We start from the raw sequence: 18561 nt of genomic DNA, 5'->3' as shown, positions 1-18561 counted from the left end.
TTTGGTCAGTGCGTTCCGGGCTCAGGGTCCCGTCTTTCGAGATGGCCGTCGATGGCGCAGCGGTTGCCTAAACGCGCTGATCCAGAACTCGACAAGCCCCACGTACGCCGGTGGCCTCCCCGTTCAGACGTATTACCCACCGGGATGCCATCGGCGGTGCGCGCAGTATCCCGGCGCGGCAGCGCCCGACTGCGGCTGCGACGAAATCGCCTCGGCCAAAGGGCTTTCGCATTCACGTCGGGCGGTGGCCGGGCGCACCGGTACGGGGCGATGAACAGGCGCATCGCCGCGACCCGGTCCCGGCAGACGAGGCGGTCAAGCTGGCCGAGAGGTCAGCCAGCCGCACGGGCATGTCATCGGATGGATGTTCGACTAGCCCCGCGCTGCGCCTGGGGACGGACCCACGGCCGGGATCAACTCGGCGGGCGCGAGACGCACTGTGCGGAGTACAGCTCCTCGCCGAGCTTGTTCATCAGCTCCAGCTGGGTCTCCAGGTAGTCGATGTGCTTTTCCTCGTCGGCCACGATGCTCTCGAAAAGCACCGCGCTGGTGCTGTCCTGCTTTTCGCGGCACATGATGATTCCGGGCTTGAGCCGGTTCACCACTTCGTATTCAATCGCGAGATCGGCCTCGAACTGCTCGCGCAGCGTTTGGCCGACTCGCAAGGAGCCGATGCGCTGGTAGTTGGGCAATCCGTCCAGCAACAAGATTCGATCGGTGATCGCCTCGGCGTGGCGCATCTCGTCGAAGGACTCGTCGCGGGTGTGGGCCGCCAACTCGGTAAACCCCCAGTTCTCCTGCATCTTCGAGTGCAAGAAGTACTGGTTGATAGCGGTGAGCTCGCTGGTCAATTGCTCATTGAGCAGGCGCAAAACATCGGGATCACCTTGCATGATCACTCCTAGGGGGTAGCAGGCTGTCATGTCTTACCGCAGCAGGTGAGCTGGGCTGGAGCGTCACCATGCTGTGTTCTGGCTGTGCCTTTCGGGTGCCAAACTCAAATCTAGTTCAGCAGGCGAGGCTAGCAGCGGATTTTTTGGACGCGATCGGCGCGTCGTCTGCCTTGAGCTTCAGGATTCTTAGGTTAGACTCAACTAACCTAGTTAGGTTAGACTCCACTAATATGCGGTGCGTTCGTCCGGCAGTTTGTGAAGACACGTCATTCGGTGGCGTGAGCGAGCATCTGATGGGGGTTTGCTGATGTACGTGTGCCTTTGCGTCGGCGCCACCAATCAGACCGTCTGTGATGCCGTCGCCCGCGGTGCGGCAACCTCCAAGGAGATCGCCGCCGCATGCGGTGCCGGCAGCGACTGCGGGCGTTGCCGCCGCACGCTGCGGGCCATTATCGCGGCCGCAGCCCAACCCGCGGCAGTCTGAGCGTGCCCCGATAGTGGGTTTTTCGTCGGTTTACGGTCGCCGGCGATCGGTGAAATCGGCAAGGGCAGCGGCGTTGGCTTGAGCGCCCATCAGCTCCGCGAAGTGCGCGTTCTCTCGTGCGCTGGCCGCCGCGATCTGGGCACGGTTGGGTTCGACCATCGTGTGCTTGACCGCCATCAAGCTGGAAATCGGCTTGGCAGCAAGTATTTCGGCATGACGACGCGCCTCTGGTAGCAGTTCCTCAGGACTGCAGATTCGCCAGACCAGGCCCATCCGCAGTGCCTCTTCGGCGTCAATCCATTCCGAGGACATCAGCAACCAAGCCGCGTTCTGGCGGCCCACCAGTTGCGGCAGAAGATAGGACGAGGCCGCTTCGGGAGCCACGCCGAGGCTGGTGAAGGGGCACTTCAGGCGCGCTGTCGAGGACATGAAAGCCAGATCGGCATAGCCCAGAATGGTGGCGCCGATCCCGACGCCAAGCCCGTTGACGGCGCAAATCAGGGGCTTTGGGAACCCGGCGAGTGCTTCGATGAGACCACGGAAGCCAAATTTCCCCTCGGAGAAATTTGGATCGTTGATGCGAGCCTGCATTTCGGCAAGATCGGTGCCAGCGCTGAAGCCGCGACCCGAGCCGGTCAGCAAGACCACGGCAACCTGCGGATCGTCGGCCGCGTCCAAGAGGGCCTGGGCGGTCGCGTCGTAGAGGGCTTCGTTAAATGCGTTGAGCGCCTCGGGACGGTTCAGCGTGAGCGTGCGTACGCGGTTGTCATCATCGATCTGCAGCGTCACGGCTGCAGCCTAGCCGTTGCCGTAAATGCGGGTCGGCTCGATGAGCACCACGGTTCGTCGTTCCTCGGCCATCACCCGGTCGTATTCGTCCCAGTTGTCGTGGGTGCCACCGGCCGAAATGAAGACATCGCGAAGCAGCAGTCGCAGCTGTTCGCGGTCGGCCAGCCATGGCTGGGAGTCGTCCGGACCGGCCAGCTCCGCGCTGCCCTCCACCGTCGCCCACCGCCATCCGTTGCGAAATGTGACGGCCAATTGAGGTCGAGCCCGCAGGTTGGCGAGTTTGACCTTGCCGTAGGTGGCAAAGCCCAGGGCCGGTCTGCCGTGGTCGGGGTGCATCAGCAGGCCGACATTGACCAACGAAGCCTGAACGGTGCCGTCAGCGCGAACGGTGGAGACAACGGCGAGGCCGCGATCCGCGGTCGCCAGGCCGACTGCGTCGTTGAGTGTTGTCATTGACGCTCCTCGCATGTAAACGGTGTCTTGAACACATGGCGGCTGGTGGGAACGGTGTCGATATTCTCGTTGGCGCCGAATGCGGCCGTGCTGGCCACCATCCTGCCGAGCCGGTGCTGCAGGTCGCCGTCATCGCTGGCGCCGAAGAATGCCTTCAGATCGGTGATTGCCGCCATCGGGAACAGTTCCTCGACGATGGCCGCGACCTCTGGTGCCCCTGGGGTGAGGGTCCGTACCACCCAGTTCTGCGTGTAGCCAAAGGTCGACTGGGTCTCAATCGCCACCGGCGTGTGGTCATGCTGCCAGCGGGCCAGCCAGGTTGGTTCATCTAGCGCGGCGGGCCGACGCAGCAACGCGATGTTGGCTAATCCAGGTGTGCGACTGCCGGGTTGGACTCTCGGCGCGACCAGTGGCACCGACTCGGTCACCAGGTAGGCACCCAGCGATTGGCATTCGGCACCGAGCAATCGCAGCGCTTCGGCTACCTGGTCGCCGTAGCACTGCTGGGTCCACACGCTCACTACCGCGGCGACCGGTGGGTCCAGTGTGGTCAGAGTCATCAGCGACTCGCATACCGCGCCGTCGCGGACATTGACCGACAGTCCGGGCAGGCCCAGCGCCAACAACGACTCGGCAACGGGACCGCGTTGGCGAGCGCACCACTGCTCGCTGGGGTCCGTGTGCATGAGGATGGCGATTATCTTCTCCATAGGTCCTCCATAGGCCGAACCTACCCCCGCAGGCTCAGTTGACCAGGCGCACCTGCTGTTCGTTGCTGATCGATTCGCCCATGATTGCCGCAAGCTGCCGATAGGCCTCGTCGCGACCGCTGGACGCGCGGTAGACCAGACCGATGCGTCGCCCCGGAGTGGGCGCGGCAAAGTGCGCGAGGCCGACGCGGCTACGCGCAGCCTCGACGGACACCGCGCTCTGTGGGATCAGTGTTACGCCCAGGCCGCCGTTTACGCATTGGACGGCGGTCGCCAGCGAAGCTGCCCGGGTATCGGCAAGCTCAGCCCGGACGCCGGCGTTCTGGCAGACATCCAGAGCCTGGTCGCGCAGGCAGTGCCCCTCATCGAGCAACAGCAGCGGCAGCTCGGACAGTGCCGCGACAGGGACTCCGTGCCGGTCCGCCATCGGATGCCCAGGCGGTAGCGCCAGCACGAAATCCTCTTCATAGATCGGTATTTCCGTGAGACCGCCATAGTCGGCGGGCAGCGCGATCAGGGCCGTATCGAGTGAACCTTCGCGCAGGGCGGTCAGCAGACGCTCGGTCTGGTCTTCAATCACTCGTACCGTCAGGGTGGGCAGACGCCGGGTCAGCCCGGCTAGTACCGTGGGCAGCACATACGGAGCAACGGTGGGGATGATGCCGAACCGGATGCTGCCGTTGAGCGGATCCGCCTCTCCCGCAGCGGCTGTGGTGAAGGCTTCCACGGCTTCCACCGCGGCCTGGGCGTGAGGTAGCAGCGATCTGCCCTCGGTCGTCAAGAAAACCCGCCTGGTCGATCGTTCGACGAGGTGAAGGTCGAGTCCGGCCTCCAGTGCCGCCAACGCCTGCGACAACGTCGACTGACTGACGCCGAGAGCATTTGCCGCGCTGCCGAAATGCTGCTTTTCCGCTACCGCGACGAACGCGCGCAACCCGGCCAAGGTGGGCCGATAGCTCTTATCGGTCATACCGATCAATATAGTGGCAAGCATCACCTTTACCTAACAGTCTTCTGCAGGCAACATGGTGTGGGCTCCAAAAGCCATGTGCGGAATACCGAAAAGCGAAAAATCGAAAATGAGGAGAGTTATGTCCCTGCTGACCATCGGCCAACAGTTTCCCGCCTACAGCCTGACTGCGTTGATCGGTGGCGATCTGTCCAAGGTCGACGCCAAGCAGCCCGGTGACTACTTCAAGACCGTGACCAGTGACGACCACGCGGGCAAGTGGCGGGTCGTGTTCTTCTGGCCCAAGGACTTCACCTTCGTGTGCCCGACCGAGATTGCCGCCTTCGGCAAGCTCAACGACGAGTTCGAGGACCGCGACGCGCAGGTCCTGGGTGTCTCGATCGACAGCGAGTTCGTGCACTTCCAGTGGCGTGCGCAGCACGACGACCTCAAGAACCTGCCCTTCCCGATGCTTGCCGACATCAAGCGGGAGCTGGTGGCGGCGACCGGTGTGCTCAACGCCGATGGTGTCGCGGACCGGGTGACCTTCATCGTCGACCCCAACAACGAGATTCAGTTCGTCTCGGCCACCGCTGGATCTGTCGGCCGCAACGTCGACGAGGTGCTCCGTGTGCTCGACGCCCTGCAGTCCGACGAGCTGTGTGCCTGCAACTGGCGCAAGGGTGACCCGACGCTGGACGCCGGCGAGCTGCTGAAGGCTTCGGCGTAGTCGGGGCTTGGTCAGAGACTGAGGACCGGACGGAGAAGACATGAGTATCGAAAACCTCAAGGCAGCGTTGCCTGAGTACGCCAAAGATCTCAAGCTGAACCTGGGCTCGATCAGCCGCACTACGGTGCTGGACGAAGAGCAGCTCTGGGGCACGCTTTTGGCGAGCGCCGCAGCGACTCGCAATGCGCAGGTGCTGGCCGAGATCGGTGCGGAGGCGGCTGACAATCTGTCTGCGCAGGCGTACCAGGCGGCGCTGGGAGCCGTGTCGATCATGGGCATGAACAACGTGTTCTATCGGGGGCGCGGCTTCCTCGAGGGCCAGTACGACGATCTGCGTGCCGGATTGCGGATGAACATCATCGCCAACCCGGGCGTGGACAAGGCGAATTTCGAGCTCTGGTCCTTTGCCGTGTCGTCGGTCAATGGGTGCTCCCATTGTGTCGTGGCCCACGAGCACACGCTGCGTGAGGCGGGTGTGGGCCGCGAGGCGGTGTTGGAGGCGCTGAAGGCGGCGGCTATCGTCTGCGGTGTGGCACAAGCGCTCACCGCTGCACAGACGCTGGCGGCCGTCGGCTGATCGTTGCGCCGTGAGTAAGCCCACCTGGGTGCAGCACGCGATCTGGTGGCAGGTCTATCCCCTGGGCTTCGTCGGTGCTTTTCCCGCCAATCAGCCACCCGATCCGGGAGAGCACCGACTACGGCGCCTCGTTGGCTGGTTTGATCACGCCGTCGAGTTGGGCGCATCCGGGGTTGCCCTGGGCCCGATTTTCGACTCGCGTACCCATGGTTACGACACCACCGACCATTTCCGCATCGATCCTCGCCTCGGCGACGAGGGTGATTTCGACCACCTCGTCGCCGAGGCGCATCGGCGTGGACTGCGGGTGCTGCTCGACGGCGTTTTCAACCACGTCGGTGTGGATTTCCACAGCTATCGCCACGCCGCTGACGACCCGTCCTCCGCAGGCTGGTTTTGTGGCCGAGCAGGCAATTTCCGTACCTTCGAAGGACATTCGGGGCTCATCACACTCAACCATGCCAACCCGGAGGTGGCCGACTACGTCGTCGATGTCATGGCGCACTGGCTGCAACGCGGTGCCGATGGCTGGCGCCTGGATGCGGCCTACGCGGTGCCACAACAGTTCTGGGCGAAGGTCCTGCCCCGAGTGCGGGACCGATATCCGCAGGCCTGGTTTGTCGGCGAGATAATTCACGGCGACTATGCCGCCGCGGTGCAGGGCGCCAGTTTCGACTCGGTGACTCAGTACGAACTTTGGAAGGCGATCTGGAGCGGTCTCAACGACGGCAACTTCTTCGAGCTGGACTGGGCGCTACAGCGGCACAACGAGTTTGTCGCCAGCTTTGCCCCGCTGACCTTCATCGGCAATCACGACGTCACCCGGATCGCCAGCCGCCTCGAACGTCCCGAGCACCTAGCCCATGCGCTGGTGATTCTGATGACTGTCGGTGGAATTCCGAGCATCTACGCCGGTGACGAATTCGGCTGGCGTGCCGTCAAGGAAGAGCGCTACGGCGGTGACGACGCGATACGCCCGGAATTCGGCTCTCCCCCATTCGAATTGACTCACGACCAGGCGTCGGTCTGGGCGTTGCACCAGTACCTGGTCGGGCTACGCCGCCGCTATCCATGGCTACACACGGCCTCCACCAGCGCACTACGATTGCGCAACCGTCAGTACGTCTACCAGACCGGCAGCGCCGACAACGCACTAGTGGTCATACTCAACGCAGACGATGAGCCGCTTCGGATGAGTCTGCCGGATCTTGGCATCCCTCGCGCCGAGGTGCTTGCCGGATCTGCCGCGCCGCCCCAGGAGGTCACCGACGAGGTGCTCGTCGAGGGGCACGGCTGGCGGATCCTGCAACCCGCCTAGCGATTCAGCTGCGCGAGCGTCAGCGGGTCGAGCCGGCGGGCGTAGCAGCGGGTGCCTCGACGAATCGCTTCAGGTCAAAGGGATGTCTTGTCGAGTCCATGCGACCACGTTGATACACTGGTTAGATGACGCGAATGAGCACGGATGAGCGCAGGCGCTGATGGCTGTCGATCGCAGGCTTCCGAGGGTGGGTGACCTGGCACCCCTGATGCAGTTCAAGAGGCCCCAGTTCAACCGCACCAAGCGCCGTCTGGAAACCGCCCTAACCATCGAGGACCTGCGCCGTGTCGCGAAACGGCGTACCCCCAGAGCGGCGTTCGACTACACCGACGGTGCAGTCGAGGACGAACTGTCGATCGAGCGTGCCCGGCAGGCCTTCCGCGATATCGAATTTCACCCGACGATCCTGCGCGATGTCACGAGTGTGCGTACCGGCTGGGACGTCTTTGGCAAGCCGGTCGCGTTGCCCTTCGGTATCGCGCCGACCGGGTTCACTCGATTGATGCACACCGAGGGCGAGATCGCCGGTGCGAGGGCGGCCGCCGAGGCCGGGATCCCGTTTTCCATGTCGACTCTGGCCACCTGCGCAATAGAGGATCTGCAGGCGGCTGTTCCCCAGGGCCGCAAATGGTTTCAGCTCTACATGTGGCGGGACCGGGACCGTTCGATGGCGTTGGTCAAACGCGCAGCGGACGCGGGATTCGACACCATGCTGGTCACCGTGGACGTTCCGGTCGCGGGTGCGCGGCTACGCGATGTCCGCAACGGCATGTCGATACCGCCGGCCTTGACGCTACGAACGGTGCTTGACGCACTGCCGCACCCACATTGGTGGTTCGACCTGCTGACCACCGAGCCGCTGGCCTTCGCATCACTGGATCGCTGGTCGGGCACCATCGGCGAGTATCTGAACACCATGTTCGATCCCAGCGTCACCTTCGACGACCTGGAGTGGATGAAGGCCCAATGGCCAGGCAAGCTGGTCGTCAAGGGGATCCAGACCCTCGACGATGCCCGCGCGGTGGTGGAACGCGGGGCCGACGGCATCGTGTTGTCCAATCATGGCGGTCGCCAACTCGATCGTGCGCCGGTGCCGTTCCACCTGTTGCCCCTGGTTGCCCGCGAGCTGGGCAAGGACACCGAGATCGTGGTGGACACCGGCATCATGTCCGGTGCCGATATCGTCGCCGCGATCGCGCTCGGTGCGCGGTGCACGCTGATTGGGCGGGCGTACCTGTATGGGCTGATGGCTGGTGGCGAAGCGGGGGTCAAACGCGCGATCGAGATCCTGTCCGCCGGCGTCTCCCGGACCATGCGGCTGCTGGGGGTGACCTGCCTGGAAGAACTCTCGGCCAAGCATGTGACGCAGTTGCAGCGACTGGGTCCCATACCTCTGCCGACGTGAGGCTGCGCGCTCGAGTTCGGCGGAATCAGCCATCGGCCTGCGCCGGGGAACAAAACGCGCGACAGCTGGGTTAAGCGCAGTAGACCTAGCTATTGGAGGATTGATGCCCCAAGCCATATCAGTGCCGGTGCTGTTCGTCAGTGACACCATCGTGCTACCCGGAATGGTCGTGCCGATCACGCTCGACGATGCCGCACAAGCGGCGATCGACGCCGCGCGGGCCAGCGAGTCTGGGCAGTTGCTGATCGCTCCTCGGCTCGATGACCGATACCCCACCTACGGCGTCTTGGCAAAGATTCTGCAGGTTGGGCGGATCGCTGGCGGTGGCGCCGCCGCTGTCGTGCGAGGTGAGCGCAGGGCCCAGATCGGTGCTGGAGCCAGCGGGCCAGGCGCGGCGCTGTGGGTCGAGGTGACAGAAGTCCCGGAGCCGGAGGCGACCGAGGAAGCCAAGACGCTTGCCGCCGAGTGCAAGAAGCTGTTAGTGGCCATGCTGCAACGACGCGAGGCCTGGCAGATCATCGACCACGTCAATAGCCTCACCGATCCGTCTGCGCTCGCGGACACCGCCGGGTACGCGTCGTATCTGGCGGATATGCAGAAGCGCCAGTTGCTCGAGACGGCCGACGTTTCCCAGCGTCTGCGGTTGCTGATCGATTGGACCGGCGACCATCTCGCCGAAGTCGAGGTCAACGACAAGATCGCCGACGATGTGCGGGCGGGCATGGAAAAGACGCAGAAGGAGTTCCTGCTGCGCCAACAGCTGGCTGCGATTCGTAAGGAACTGGGTGAGGGTGATCCCGACGGCGCCGGAGATCCAGAGGACTACCGGGCCCGTATCGAGGCCGCTGAACTGCCCGACAAGGTGCGCGAAGCGGCGCTGCGTGAGGTTAGCAAGCTGGAACGGGCCAGCGACCAAAGCCCGGACAGCGGCTGGATTCGCACCTGGCTGGACACCGTGCTCGAGCTGCCGTGGAATATCACGACCGAGGACTCGGTCGACTTGAGCGCGGCCCGCGAGACCCTCGATGCCGATCACCACGGCCTCGACGATGTCAAAGACCGCATCATCGAGTATCTGGCGGTGCGTGCCCGACGCGCGCAGCGTGGACTGCAGGTCGTCGGCGGGCGTGGTTCGGGCGCGGTGATGGTGCTCGCCGGTCCTCCCGGGGTCGGCAAGACGTCCTTGGGCGAAAGCGTGGCCCGAGCCCTGGGGCGCCGCTTCGTGCGCGTCGCCCTGGGTGGTGTCCGCGACGAGGCCGAGATCCGCGGCCACCGGCGTACCTATGTGGGCGCGCTGCCAGGCCGGATCGTCCGTGCGATCAGCGAGGCGGGATCGATGAATCCCGTTGTGCTGCTGGATGAAATCGACAAGGTCGGTTCCGACTATCGGGGCGACCCAAGCGCTGCCCTGCTGGAGGTGCTTGACCCTGCCCAGAACCACACCTTCCGCGATCACTACCTGGATCTGGACTTGGACCTGTCCGATGTGGTGTTTCTGGCTACGGCCAACGTGATCGAGAACATTCCCTCGGCCCTGCTGGACCGGATGGAGCTGGTCGAGATCGACGGCTACACCGAGGACGACAAGGTTGCCATCGCCCGCGACTACCTGCTGCCCCGGCAGCGAGACCGGGCAGCGCTGAGCGACGACGAGGTCATGATCACCGAGGCCGCGTTGCGCAAGATCGCTGCCGACTACACCCGTGAACCGGGTGTGCGGCAGTTCGAAAGGCTGCTGGCCAAAGTGCTGCGCAAGGTGACCACAAAGTTGGCCGCAGATCCCGGACCCGCGACGATCGACGAGCCCGATCTGGTTGGCTACCTGGGCCGCCCGCGGTTTACCCCCGAGGCCGCTGAACGCACCGCGGTGCCGGGTGTGGCCACCGGACTGGCCGTTACGGGCCTGGGCGGTGACGTGCTCTACATCGAGGCCGGTGCCGCTGGACCGCCACGGCCGGGCGAAGGTTCGCTGCAACTGACCGGGCAGTTGGGTGATGTGATGAAGGAGTCGGCGCAGATCGCTCTGTCCTACGTGCGCTCTCACGCTGGGCAGTTCGGTGTGGATCCCACGACGCTGGATCGCAGCATCCACGTGCATGTGCCCGCAGGCGCGGTACCCAAAGACGGCCCGTCCGCCGGTGTCACCATGGTGACCGCGCTGGTCTCGATGGCCACCGGGCGTCAGGTCCGCGCCGATGTCGGCATGACCGGGGAAGTCACGCTCAACGGCCGAGTGCTGCCGATCGGCGGCGTCAAACAGAAGCTGCTCGCAGCGCAACGTGCCGGGCTGTCAACGGTTTTCATTCCGGCTCGCAATGAACCCGACCTCGACGACGTTCCTGCCGAGGTGCTGGGCGCACTAGTGGTCAAACCGATGACCGATGTCGCCGAGATCGTTGCGCAAGCGCTGGAACCGGCGGCTGAGGCCGCTGGGGTCGCCGCCTGACACCGTCGCCAATGCCACGCTGGGGTGACCGTCGACACTGAGCGTCACCCCAGCGCGGCGCTCGGTGCTAGCGGTGCCGTGCGGTCTGCTGCACAATCAGGGACATGGCCGAGCTTCGGGATCTCAAACGCCGAGTAGTCCATCGCATGCAAAAACTTGTGGTCAATCCGATCGGCAGACAATTGCCGGTGACCATGCTGGAAACCATCGGTCGCAAGAGCGGACAACCCCGCCACACCGCGGTGGGCGGCAAGTTGGTGGACAACCAGTTCTGGATGGTCTCCGAACACGGCGAGCATTCGGATTACGTTCGCAATATCAAGGCTAACCCAGCGGTTCGGGTGCGCCTTGACGGCGAGTGGCGAAGCGGAACCGCTCACCTATTGCCCGACGACGACCCGCTACAGCGGCTGGGCAACCTGCCCCGGCTCAACAGCGCGGTCGTTCGGGCGATCGGTAGCGAGTTGCTGAGCATCCGGGTGGATTTGGACTGACCATGGCCTATGACACCGGCCTGGCCGACCGGATCCGTGAGTTGCTGGCTCGACAGCCCGGCGTGGATGAAATGCGCATGTTCGGCGGGCTTGCATTTCTCATCGGCGGGCACATGGCCGTTGCCGTCAGCGGGCAGGGCGGACTATTGGTCAGAGTGCCGCCGGAAGACGCCGACAAGCTGCTCGAGCGTGATCACGTCAGCCCCATGGTCATGGCCGGACGCGAAACCCGCCGCTGGCTGCAAGTGGCCAGCCAAGGCGTCAAAACCAAACGTCAGCTTCAGAGTTGGGTGGACCGCGCCGTGGCCTACGTGCGCACGATGCCGCCCAAGTAACGAGCGCGGAACCCACGCCCTGGCCTCCGTTGCCGCGAAGCGCCGCCGGCGGTGAGCCCCTAGTGTTGCCGTGAGGAATCATACGACCGAGGGCAGCCGAGTAGTGCAGTGGTTAGGAGAGTTATGAGTGCAGGCTGGATTATCCCGTTCATCATCCTGGGCGGAGCTCTACAGACATGTGGAGCTGCGATGAATGGGCAACTGTACAAACACATGATCAACCCATGGCTGGCATCAGCGATTTCGTTTGCGCTGATCACGATATTTTTCGTGGGCGCATTCCTCATCATGCCCAACCTGCTACCCACCACCAAGGACATCGCCTCGATGCCGTGGTGGGCCGTGGTCGGCGGCCTCGTCGGAGCGGTGCAGGTCTATGCGGGCCTGACATTGGTCAACAAGGTGGGCGCGGGCACGTTCATTGGGGTCACGGTCACAGCAGCACTCATCATGTCGTTACTGATCGATCATTTCGGCTGGCTCCGGGTGGACGCTCATCCGCTCACCCTGTGGCGGGCCCTCGGCGGTGCGTTCCTGGTTTGCGGGGTGGTATTGGTTGCCAAGTTCTAGCGGGCGACCGTCCTGGTGGCCGTGGGCGCGCCAAGGGCCCACCGTTGCGATCGCCGGATTGATGGATCACCCGGGCGGTGTCTGGAATGTCCGCGACGATGTCAAAGCGCGGGATTCCAGTTGCCGTCAATCACTTCGGGTGGGTGCTGAGCCTGTAACCGTTCCCGTTCGGTGCGTCGGCGCTTGATTCGTAGCCGCGCATCGGCCGGCATGGTTACCAACTCGTCGGCGGTCAAGTAGTAGACATCATCGATGGTGTCCATCAGATCGGCCGTTACCCGACGAGATGCCAGTTCGCGCAAAGTCATCCGGAGGTCGTGGGTGAACCGGATGGTGGTGTCATGGGCGAGTTCGCGCGAACCGCGGGCACTGGCGGCCAAGCGCTGGGACAAGGTCGGCGCCGCCGCCGGTGTCGCGGGTGCTGCTGCGGCTTTGGCCGCCGCTGTCAGCAGCAGCGCCGGATCGTCACCGAAAGACGGGTTGGCCAGCTCCGCTTCGCCGCAACCCCGATGCGCGAGCCGGGCAACCGTAGCGTCAAGTGCGGCGGCCGCTGATGCCGATAGGGCTCGGATGCTGTCGACGTTGCCGTCGCGGGCCAGCGCACACAACGGAGCATCGGCGCGCAGGATTTCGGTCAGCGCCGCGGTCTCCGCGGCGATACGGCCGCTTTCCATGATCACGCCGACACCGGAGACGCTGGTTCCGGCCCGGGTGTGCTCGAGCGTTGCGGCGGTAACACCTGTATCGATGACCCATAGCGCCGTGAGGATCCAGCCTTGGTGAATCCGGTCCCGTAACAATCGAATCCGAACTTCCAGGCTGGCGTCGGGCAGCGTAGAGAGCTGCTCGGCGCCAACGTGTTCGTCAGCCGCCGCGGTCACGTAAGCCTGCGTATCAGCACGGATATGACGTAACAGGGAAAGCGACCGCGCCGTCACCAGCACCTTGGCCGCCGACCGCAGGGGTCCACCGGTCAGCTGGGGCCGGCCGAACGGCAGCAGCTCGGTGACCTGGGTGTTACCCCCCAATGCTTGCTGGGTGACTGCTCGCTCATTCCAGCCGGGCAATTGGGTCGCGGCGACGAGATTGGCCGACACCCCAACATAGGGGCGATGACCGAACACCGCGATAGCCCGGCTCCCCCACTCCTCGGCGACCACGTCGCCAACGGCGAGCACTTGGCCCATCGCTCGCCCCGCCGCGCGCAACCCGCTCATCTGGACGTCCAGGGTCATCGGGGTCAGCGGCCCGGGCAGCGCCTCGGCGAGACTGGCCGCGCTGAAGACTGGGAACCGCGGGTCGATCCGGTCGTCGAACTCGCCCTCCAGCCCGTCTGGTGCCGCGGAATCCAGGGCGGTCCCGTCGGCGGGCGTCAGTCGCGGTGTCGGCTCCACCGGTAGCGCCAACTGGGCCGAACCGATGGTTGCACCGGCGGGATCTAGTCTGCGCCCGACCAGGCCACGGCCGGTATCGACGATCGCATCGGTGGCCTGCCACCCGTACTGAAAGTTCCAATCTTCCTGTGCTGCAGCGATATCCATCTCAGGGATCAACTGTGACCAGCCTTGAACCCGGTGCGGCCGCAACCGCGGGTCGACTGATCCGAGCAGCCGCCACGCGGTGACCACGTTTGTGGTGTCGGGCGTGGCCAGGTCGACGACACCATTGCGGTCGGTGTCCAGCGCCAGAACCAGGAACCGGACCAGATCGTCGAGGTGCAGTACCCGCATCGGCCGGGCGGAGACCTTGGAGCGCATCAGGGTCGCGACCGTGCGACACACCATCCAGTCGAGCTGGCGGCCGACCGGCGGTGCAATGCGGATGACCAAACTCGGTGCCCAACCGGTCGACACCAGTGTCTCGGCTTGTTGATAAAGCTCCGGTGAGCCCGCGGCCTGGGACACGAACAGCAACCGGGCGCCGGCGCGGGCCGCAGCGTTGCTCACGTGTGCCAAGCCGGTGATGCCCGCGGCACCCGGCGCGCCCTTCTCGACAGGGGCGAGGTGAATCACCGCGTCCGCTTCGCTGGCTAACTCCAATAGCACTGGGTTGCGCAGCGATGCGCAAACAAAATCGACGTTGGGATCCAGGTAGTCGTGTGGGTGGGAAGATATACCGCTTACGGTGTGTCCCGCAGCGATCAGCTGACGTGTGACCAGCCGCCCGATCGCTCCCGCGGCGTCGGTAACCAGGACGTGCACCTTACTCACCTCCCCCAACGCTTTCCATCACAATAGGCATGTTGGCCCCATTTGCGCGACACTTGAGTCTCGACCGTGACACTTCGGTGCTGGATGCGCCCGCTATTACCGGTGCGGCCGGTTACCGCAATGTCGCGTTGCCATCGGCAGCGATGGCAACCTTTGCCCCGGCGATGTCCTCATGCACGGTGGCATTGGCCGATGCGGGATCGGTGATCACGCCTAAGGTACGCGCCCCGGTGGGCGTGCGCACGGCGACGAAGGCCTTCTCGGGTTGCCCGTCTCTGGTGAAGGGCGTTGTCCAGGCCTCGACGGCGCCGACGCCGTCCCATCCGACCAGGGCGGCCCGGGTGGGCTCGCGGTCCACCAGCGGTTGCACGTCTTCCCAGCGGAACTCCGCGGGTGGCTCGGTGCCGTACACGCCGATGCTGTGCTTGGTCAGGTAGCCGCCGTTGGCGGTGATCAGCCCGCGCCGGCCGGGGTTGGCCGCCAATAACTCGGCCATGGTGGCAATCGAATGTGTGACGTAGTTGTTCCACGGGCCCCCGGCAAAGGTCAGTCCGCCGGTGACGGTCAACGGCCGGTCGGCATCGTCGACAGGCAGCCCGAGTTCGTGTGCGGCAACCTGCACCGCGGACGGGAAACACGAGTACAGGTCGACGTAGTCGGCATCGTTGATGCCCAGACCGGCGAGTTCCAACGCGCGTGCCCCGGCAATTCGGATGGCCGGCGACTGGTGCAGTTCGGCGCGCTCGGCAATCGAGAAGGTGTCGTGCGCCTCGGTCCCAGTCTGCGGGTAGACCCAGCGTTCGGTGGGCACCCGCAGCCGTGTCGCCTGCTCGACCGACGTGAGGATCAGGGCGGCGCCCTGGTCAACCATGTTGTTGGAGTTCATCAGCTTGGTGTAGGGCCAGCTGATCATCCGGTTCTGCGGGCCGGGCCGACAAATCTGTTCGGCAGTCATCGGGGTGCGGATCCAGGCGTGCGGGTTATCCACCGCGACCGCGTTGAACCCCGCCCACAGTCGGCCGACTCTGCTGCGGTGGTCCTCGATTGACTCGCCGTTGGCGATGCGTAGCGCCTGCTCGAACATCGGATAGACGTAGGCGGGCCGATCCAGCTTGATTCTGATTTCGCTCTCGCCGGCCATCGGCACATCCTGGCCGGCGACCCGCGGCAGCGGAACGGATTCGTCCTGAAGCGTCCAGGTCAGTCGGGCGCCCTTGGACTTCAGACCGGTCCTGGTCCGCCACGTCTCGGCGCCAGCGATCAACACCACCCCGGCTCGACCCCGCTGTACGTCCAGGCACGCCTGGCTGACCAGAGACTGCGGTGTGTTGCCGCCGACGCTGCTGTAGCTGGTGGTGAAACCACTGGCCTGCAGCCGCTCGCCGAGCAACTGGCCGGGATTGCGGTAGTGCGCCGAGAGCACGCGGACCACGCGAATGGAGTCAACGGCCGCGAGCACCCGGGAATCGGCCGCCTGCTGCGCCGCGGCGAGCATCAGATCGACAGGCTCGACCGACGGCATGGTGGGGTCGATTTCATCGCGGTAGTTGACCTGGCCGTAGCCGATCAGCACCGGCGTGCGGGGGTCTACGGCCATGAATCGAACCTAGCGCCGCCCCTCGCCGGCCACCGCACGTCGCGCTCGACCTCGGGCCGGCGGCGCAATCGAGCGAGCGAAGGCGTCACCGGCTTTCCCCGGAGCCCTGCTGTTCGGTGGCCAGCTGCTCGGAGTTAGCCGACGGGGCGAACAGCACGCCTTCGGTGATCAGGAACTCGATTTCTTCCGGGCTCATGTCCAGCAGCTCAGCGCAGATCTCTCGGGTGTCCTGACCCGGCTGCGGCGCGGGTCGTTGTGGTGACTGCGGGATATGGCGAAACGGCGCCGGGCCGGTCTCCGCGGGCAGCGGGCGTGCGATGAGCGGATGGGTCATGTCGCGGAACAGGTTTCGCGCGATTAGTTGCGGGTCCTCCAGAAGGTCCGGCGGGCGGTTCATCGGGCCCGCTGCAATCCCTGCCGCTTGCAGCGCCTGGGCCGCCTCGAATGGGGTGTGGTCGGCGGTCCAGGCCGACACGACTGCGACCAATTCGGCGCGATTGGCCATGCGCGACTCGGCCGAGGCGAAGCGCGGGTCATCGGCCAGTTCGGGTTGGTCGATCAGTTTCGCCGCACAGCGCCATTCGTTGTCCGAGCAGATGGTGACGACGCACCACTCGTCGTCACCGGCGCAGGGGCATACCGCGTGCACACTGAGGTCATTGCGGACTTCGGCGATGCCGGCGGCCAGTGCGGCCTCGGTGACGAACAGGGTGTCGAGCTGATTGACCACAACTTCGGCTTGCGAGATGTGTACGTGGGCTCCGGTACCGGTGCGGTGACGGTGGATCAGCGCGGCCAGCGCCAGGACGGCAACGATTCGCCCGACAACGTGGTCGGGGAAAATTGTCGTGGCGTCCTAGAAGGCATGCCGGGAACCGTCGGTAGCGGCGTCTTCGGATGTCCACACCCGGGTCACGCCGGTGGTGGCTCGCACCAGCGGGCCGTATCCCAGCCGGGTACTCCAGGGGCCGCGATTACCGAACGCGCTGCTGCCGGCGAGCACGATGTGCGGGTTGAGGGCATGGAGGTTGGCGTAATTGAAGCCCAGCGAGGTCAGGGTGCCCGGCTTGAAGTTGGCGAACACGGCGTCGGCCGCGGCGACCAGGCGACCGAAAATTTGCTTGCCCTCGGGGCTGCGCAGGTCGAGGCCGAGCGCACGATGATTACGGTGCGTCCAGGCAAACGACTCACTCATCGCGTCACCGGCACGGGCCTGTCGTAGCCCGTCGGGGTAGTCGGCGCTTTCGACCTTGATGACCTCGGCGCCCAGGTCGCCGAACAGCCGGCTCAGCTCGCCCCCCCGCGACGATGATGCCCAGATCGAGAATCCGCAGCCCTTCGAGCGGGTAGCCCCCCACGCTGGCCGTGCTCGCAAGCTCCGGAGCCGGGTCGGCCAGCCAGCGCGGCTGGTCTTGGCCCACGGCGGGTGCGGGAGTGTGAAACCCCGCCCGCTGCTCGTTGACCACGAAGTATCCGGTGGGGACCTTGTTATGCACCCCGGGGACCAGTTCGGCCTCGGTGATGGCTCCCACCGCCTGGAAGTGTTCGGAGGCCAGAATCCGCGACGGTGTGAGGACGGCCGCAATCGGGACCCCGTGGGCTTGGCCGGCAGCCACCAGCTCCTTCATCGTCTGGGGGGCAAACAGCGCCGCAACTAACTCACTGATCTGCGGCCAGGCCGCGAAACGAGCACCGATCACGTCGTACTTGGGATCCTGAAAGTCTGGTGGTTCCCCCAGCCAGCGGCGTAGGCCGCGCCACTGGCGCGGCGCCATCACGCACAATCGCACGTACCCGTCCTGGCACGGGTAGATCGGGTAGGCGTCCTGGTTTTTCGGGCGTCCCCGCCACCGCGCACTGCTTCGGATGCCGGCCGCGACCTGCCCGTGTGCCCCGAATGCGGGATCAAGAGCCATCACCACCGCATCGAAGCGCGAGAAGTCGATGTAATCGCCGGTACCGCAACGCAATTTGTTGTAGTAGGCGGCCAGCACCGACCAGGTCGCCTGGACCGCGGCTGTCGCCGAAGCGATGCCATCTGGCGGCAATACCGGGGTGCCGGTGGTGGGCCCTGACCGTGATAGCGATCCCGACATCGCGTAGAGCACCGCGTCGGTTGCCCGCCACGACGATCGCGGACCCGATGCACCGAAGTCGGTGAACGACAGCACCACCAGGTGGGGGCAGCGATCGGCTAGCTCCACACACGATGTCCCGTAGCTGCTGGCCTGCCCCGGCAGACCGCTGTCGACGAGGATGTCGGCGCCGGCGGCCAGCTCGAGCAGCCGTGCCCGGTCGGCTGCGTCGTTGGGGTCCAGCACCACGCTGCGCTTGTTGGCGTTGTGCACGGCGAACGGAATGCTGGCGCCCGCCAGCGTGGGCGCTTGGTTACGTCCGGGGCTCCCGCCGGGCGGCTCCACCTTGAGGACGTCGGCGCCGAGGTCGGCGAGCAAGCGCGCGACCGTGTCGGCGGTACCGCCGGACAAGTCCAGGACGCGCACCGCGGCGAGCAGCTGGTCGGCCATTTGCATACCGTAGCCGCCGGGTGGCAGCGGGCTCCGCATCAAACGGACCGCCGACCGGCCAAGCGCATCGGTGCGG

General features: G+C 65.1%; 16 protein-coding genes and 1 pseudogene. 9 read left to right on the top strand and 8 right to left on the bottom strand.

What is annotated here, in order from left to right; translation table 11 throughout:
- Positions 1-413: 413 nt before the first annotated feature.
- A complete protein-coding gene (gene bfr, locus MPSD_RS13935; RefSeq protein WP_012394468.1) occupies positions 414-893 on the bottom strand; it encodes a bacterioferritin in 480 nt (159 codons plus the stop codon).
- 307 nt (positions 894-1200) lie between these two features.
- On the opposite strand from bfr, the gene MPSD_RS13925 reads away from it, so the two are divergent.
- Positions 1201-1377, top strand: coding sequence for a (2Fe-2S)-binding protein (locus MPSD_RS13925; RefSeq protein ID WP_012394467.1), 177 nt, complete (start codon positions 1201-1203; stop codon positions 1375-1377).
- Between the two features lie 30 nt (positions 1378-1407).
- Here MPSD_RS13925 and MPSD_RS13920 read toward each other — a convergent pair whose 3' ends face one another.
- The 4 genes from MPSD_RS13920 to MPSD_RS13905 are packed head-to-tail and all read right to left on the bottom strand — an operon-like array spanning position 1408 to position 4299.
- Positions 1408-2166, bottom strand: a complete 759-nt coding sequence (locus MPSD_RS13920) for an enoyl-CoA hydratase/isomerase family protein (protein WP_020725293.1) — start codon at positions 2164-2166, stop codon at positions 1408-1410.
- Between the two features lie 9 nt (positions 2167-2175).
- Positions 2176-2619, bottom strand: a complete 444-nt coding sequence (locus MPSD_RS13915) for a PPOX class F420-dependent oxidoreductase (protein ID WP_086084979.1) — start codon at positions 2617-2619, stop codon at positions 2176-2178.
- A complete protein-coding gene (locus MPSD_RS13910; RefSeq protein ID WP_086084980.1) occupies positions 2616-3329 on the bottom strand; it encodes an EthD domain-containing protein in 714 nt (237 codons plus the stop codon). The genes MPSD_RS13915 and MPSD_RS13910 overlap by 4 nt, the downstream gene beginning before the upstream one ends.
- 34 nt (positions 3330-3363) lie before the next feature.
- Positions 3364-4299: a hydrogen peroxide-inducible genes activator gene (locus MPSD_RS13905; protein ID WP_036426586.1), complete on the bottom strand. Its 936-nt coding sequence runs from the start codon at positions 4297-4299 to the stop codon at positions 3364-3366.
- A 121-nt stretch (positions 4300-4420) separates the two neighbouring features.
- Between MPSD_RS13905 and MPSD_RS13900 the strand changes: the two genes are divergently transcribed.
- The 8 genes from MPSD_RS13900 (at position 4421) to MPSD_RS13865 (ending at position 12153) form a co-directional block, all read left to right on the top strand.
- Positions 4421-5008, top strand: a complete 588-nt coding sequence (locus tag MPSD_RS13900; RefSeq protein WP_012394463.1) for a peroxiredoxin — start codon at positions 4421-4423, stop codon at positions 5006-5008.
- A gap of 40 nt (positions 5009-5048) precedes the next feature.
- Positions 5049-5585: an alkyl hydroperoxide reductase gene (locus MPSD_RS13895; RefSeq protein WP_012394462.1), complete on the top strand. Its 537-nt coding sequence runs from the start codon at positions 5049-5051 to the stop codon at positions 5583-5585.
- A gap of 10 nt (positions 5586-5595) precedes the next feature.
- Complete coding sequence (locus MPSD_RS13890; protein WP_086084981.1) at positions 5596-6903, top strand: alpha-amylase family protein; 1308 nt, start codon at positions 5596-5598, stop codon at positions 6901-6903.
- 160 nt (positions 6904-7063) lie between these two features.
- The gene (locus tag MPSD_RS13885; protein WP_086084982.1) at positions 7064-8308 is read left to right on the top strand and encodes an alpha-hydroxy acid oxidase; all 1245 of its coding nucleotides are present in this window, start codon (positions 7064-7066) and stop codon (positions 8306-8308) included.
- Positions 8309-8411: 103 nt separating this feature from the next.
- Entirely contained in the window at positions 8412-10754 is a 2343-nt protein-coding gene (gene lon, locus MPSD_RS13880) for an endopeptidase La (protein WP_020787445.1), read from the top strand.
- 104 nt (positions 10755-10858) lie between these two features.
- Positions 10859-11248: a nitroreductase family deazaflavin-dependent oxidoreductase gene (locus MPSD_RS13875; protein WP_011740869.1), complete on the top strand. Its 390-nt coding sequence runs from the start codon at positions 10859-10861 to the stop codon at positions 11246-11248.
- 2 nt (positions 11249-11250) lie between these two features.
- Positions 11251-11583, top strand: a complete 333-nt coding sequence (locus MPSD_RS13870) for a TfoX/Sxy family protein (protein WP_015355523.1) — start codon at positions 11251-11253, stop codon at positions 11581-11583.
- A gap of 189 nt (positions 11584-11772) precedes the next feature.
- A complete protein-coding gene (locus MPSD_RS13865; RefSeq protein ID WP_020787446.1) occupies positions 11773-12153 on the top strand; it encodes a DMT family transporter in 381 nt (126 codons plus the stop codon).
- A gap of 101 nt (positions 12154-12254) precedes the next feature.
- Here the strand turns inward: MPSD_RS13865 and MPSD_RS13860 are convergent, their stop codons facing one another.
- The 3 genes and pseudogenes from MPSD_RS13860 to MPSD_RS13850 form a co-directional block, all read right to left on the bottom strand.
- Positions 12255-14354: an NAD(P)H-binding protein gene (locus MPSD_RS13860; RefSeq protein WP_086084983.1), complete on the bottom strand. Its 2100-nt coding sequence runs from the start codon at positions 14352-14354 to the stop codon at positions 12255-12257.
- A gap of 121 nt (positions 14355-14475) precedes the next feature.
- Entirely contained in the window at positions 14476-15960 is a 1485-nt protein-coding gene (locus tag MPSD_RS13855; protein ID WP_086084984.1) for an acetyl-CoA acetyltransferase, read from the bottom strand.
- An 85-nt stretch (positions 15961-16045) separates the two neighbouring features.
- Positions 16046-18491: pseudogene (locus MPSD_RS13850) on the bottom strand (CaiB/BaiF CoA transferase family protein).
- Between the last annotated feature and the right edge of the window lie 70 nt (positions 18492-18561).

This window comes from Mycobacterium pseudoshottsii JCM 15466, assembly GCF_003584745.1.
Taxonomy (GTDB): domain Bacteria; phylum Actinomycetota; class Actinomycetes; order Mycobacteriales; family Mycobacteriaceae; genus Mycobacterium; species Mycobacterium marinum.
Note: the sequence above shows the minus strand (reverse complement) of the source record. Positions and strands in the feature narration are given on the sequence as shown.

Excerpts from the sequence above, each read along its gene's own strand:
- bfr (WP_012394468.1), bottom strand. The coding sequence starts at position 893 with ATGCAAGGTGATCCCGATGTTTTGCGCCTGCTCAATGAGCAATTGACC.
- MPSD_RS13855 (WP_086084984.1), bottom strand. The coding sequence starts at position 15,960 with ATGGCCGTAGACCCCCGCACGCCGGTGCTGATCGGCTACGGCCAGGTC.
- MPSD_RS13865 (WP_020787446.1), top strand. The coding sequence starts at position 11,773 with ATGAATGGGCAACTGTACAAACACATGATCAACCCATGGCTGGCATCA.
- lon (WP_020787445.1), top strand. The coding sequence starts at position 8,412 with ATGCCCCAAGCCATATCAGTGCCGGTGCTGTTCGTCAGTGACACCATC.
- MPSD_RS13915 (WP_086084979.1), bottom strand. The coding sequence starts at position 2,619 with ATGACAACACTCAACGACGCAGTCGGCCTGGCGACCGCGGATCGCGGC.
- MPSD_RS13905 (WP_036426586.1), bottom strand. The coding sequence starts at position 4,299 with ATGACCGATAAGAGCTATCGGCCCACCTTGGCCGGGTTGCGCGCGTTC.
- MPSD_RS13885 (WP_086084982.1), top strand. The coding sequence starts at position 7,064 with ATGGCTGTCGATCGCAGGCTTCCGAGGGTGGGTGACCTGGCACCCCTG.
- MPSD_RS13895 (WP_012394462.1), top strand. The coding sequence starts at position 5,049 with ATGAGTATCGAAAACCTCAAGGCAGCGTTGCCTGAGTACGCCAAAGAT.
- MPSD_RS13925 (WP_012394467.1), top strand. The coding sequence starts at position 1,201 with ATGTACGTGTGCCTTTGCGTCGGCGCCACCAATCAGACCGTCTGTGAT.
- MPSD_RS13910 (WP_086084980.1), bottom strand. The coding sequence starts at position 3,329 with ATGGAGAAGATAATCGCCATCCTCATGCACACGGACCCCAGCGAGCAG.
- MPSD_RS13900 (WP_012394463.1), top strand. The coding sequence starts at position 4,421 with ATGTCCCTGCTGACCATCGGCCAACAGTTTCCCGCCTACAGCCTGACT.
- MPSD_RS13870 (WP_015355523.1), top strand. The coding sequence starts at position 11,251 with ATGGCCTATGACACCGGCCTGGCCGACCGGATCCGTGAGTTGCTGGCT.
- MPSD_RS13875 (WP_011740869.1), top strand. The coding sequence starts at position 10,859 with ATGGCCGAGCTTCGGGATCTCAAACGCCGAGTAGTCCATCGCATGCAA.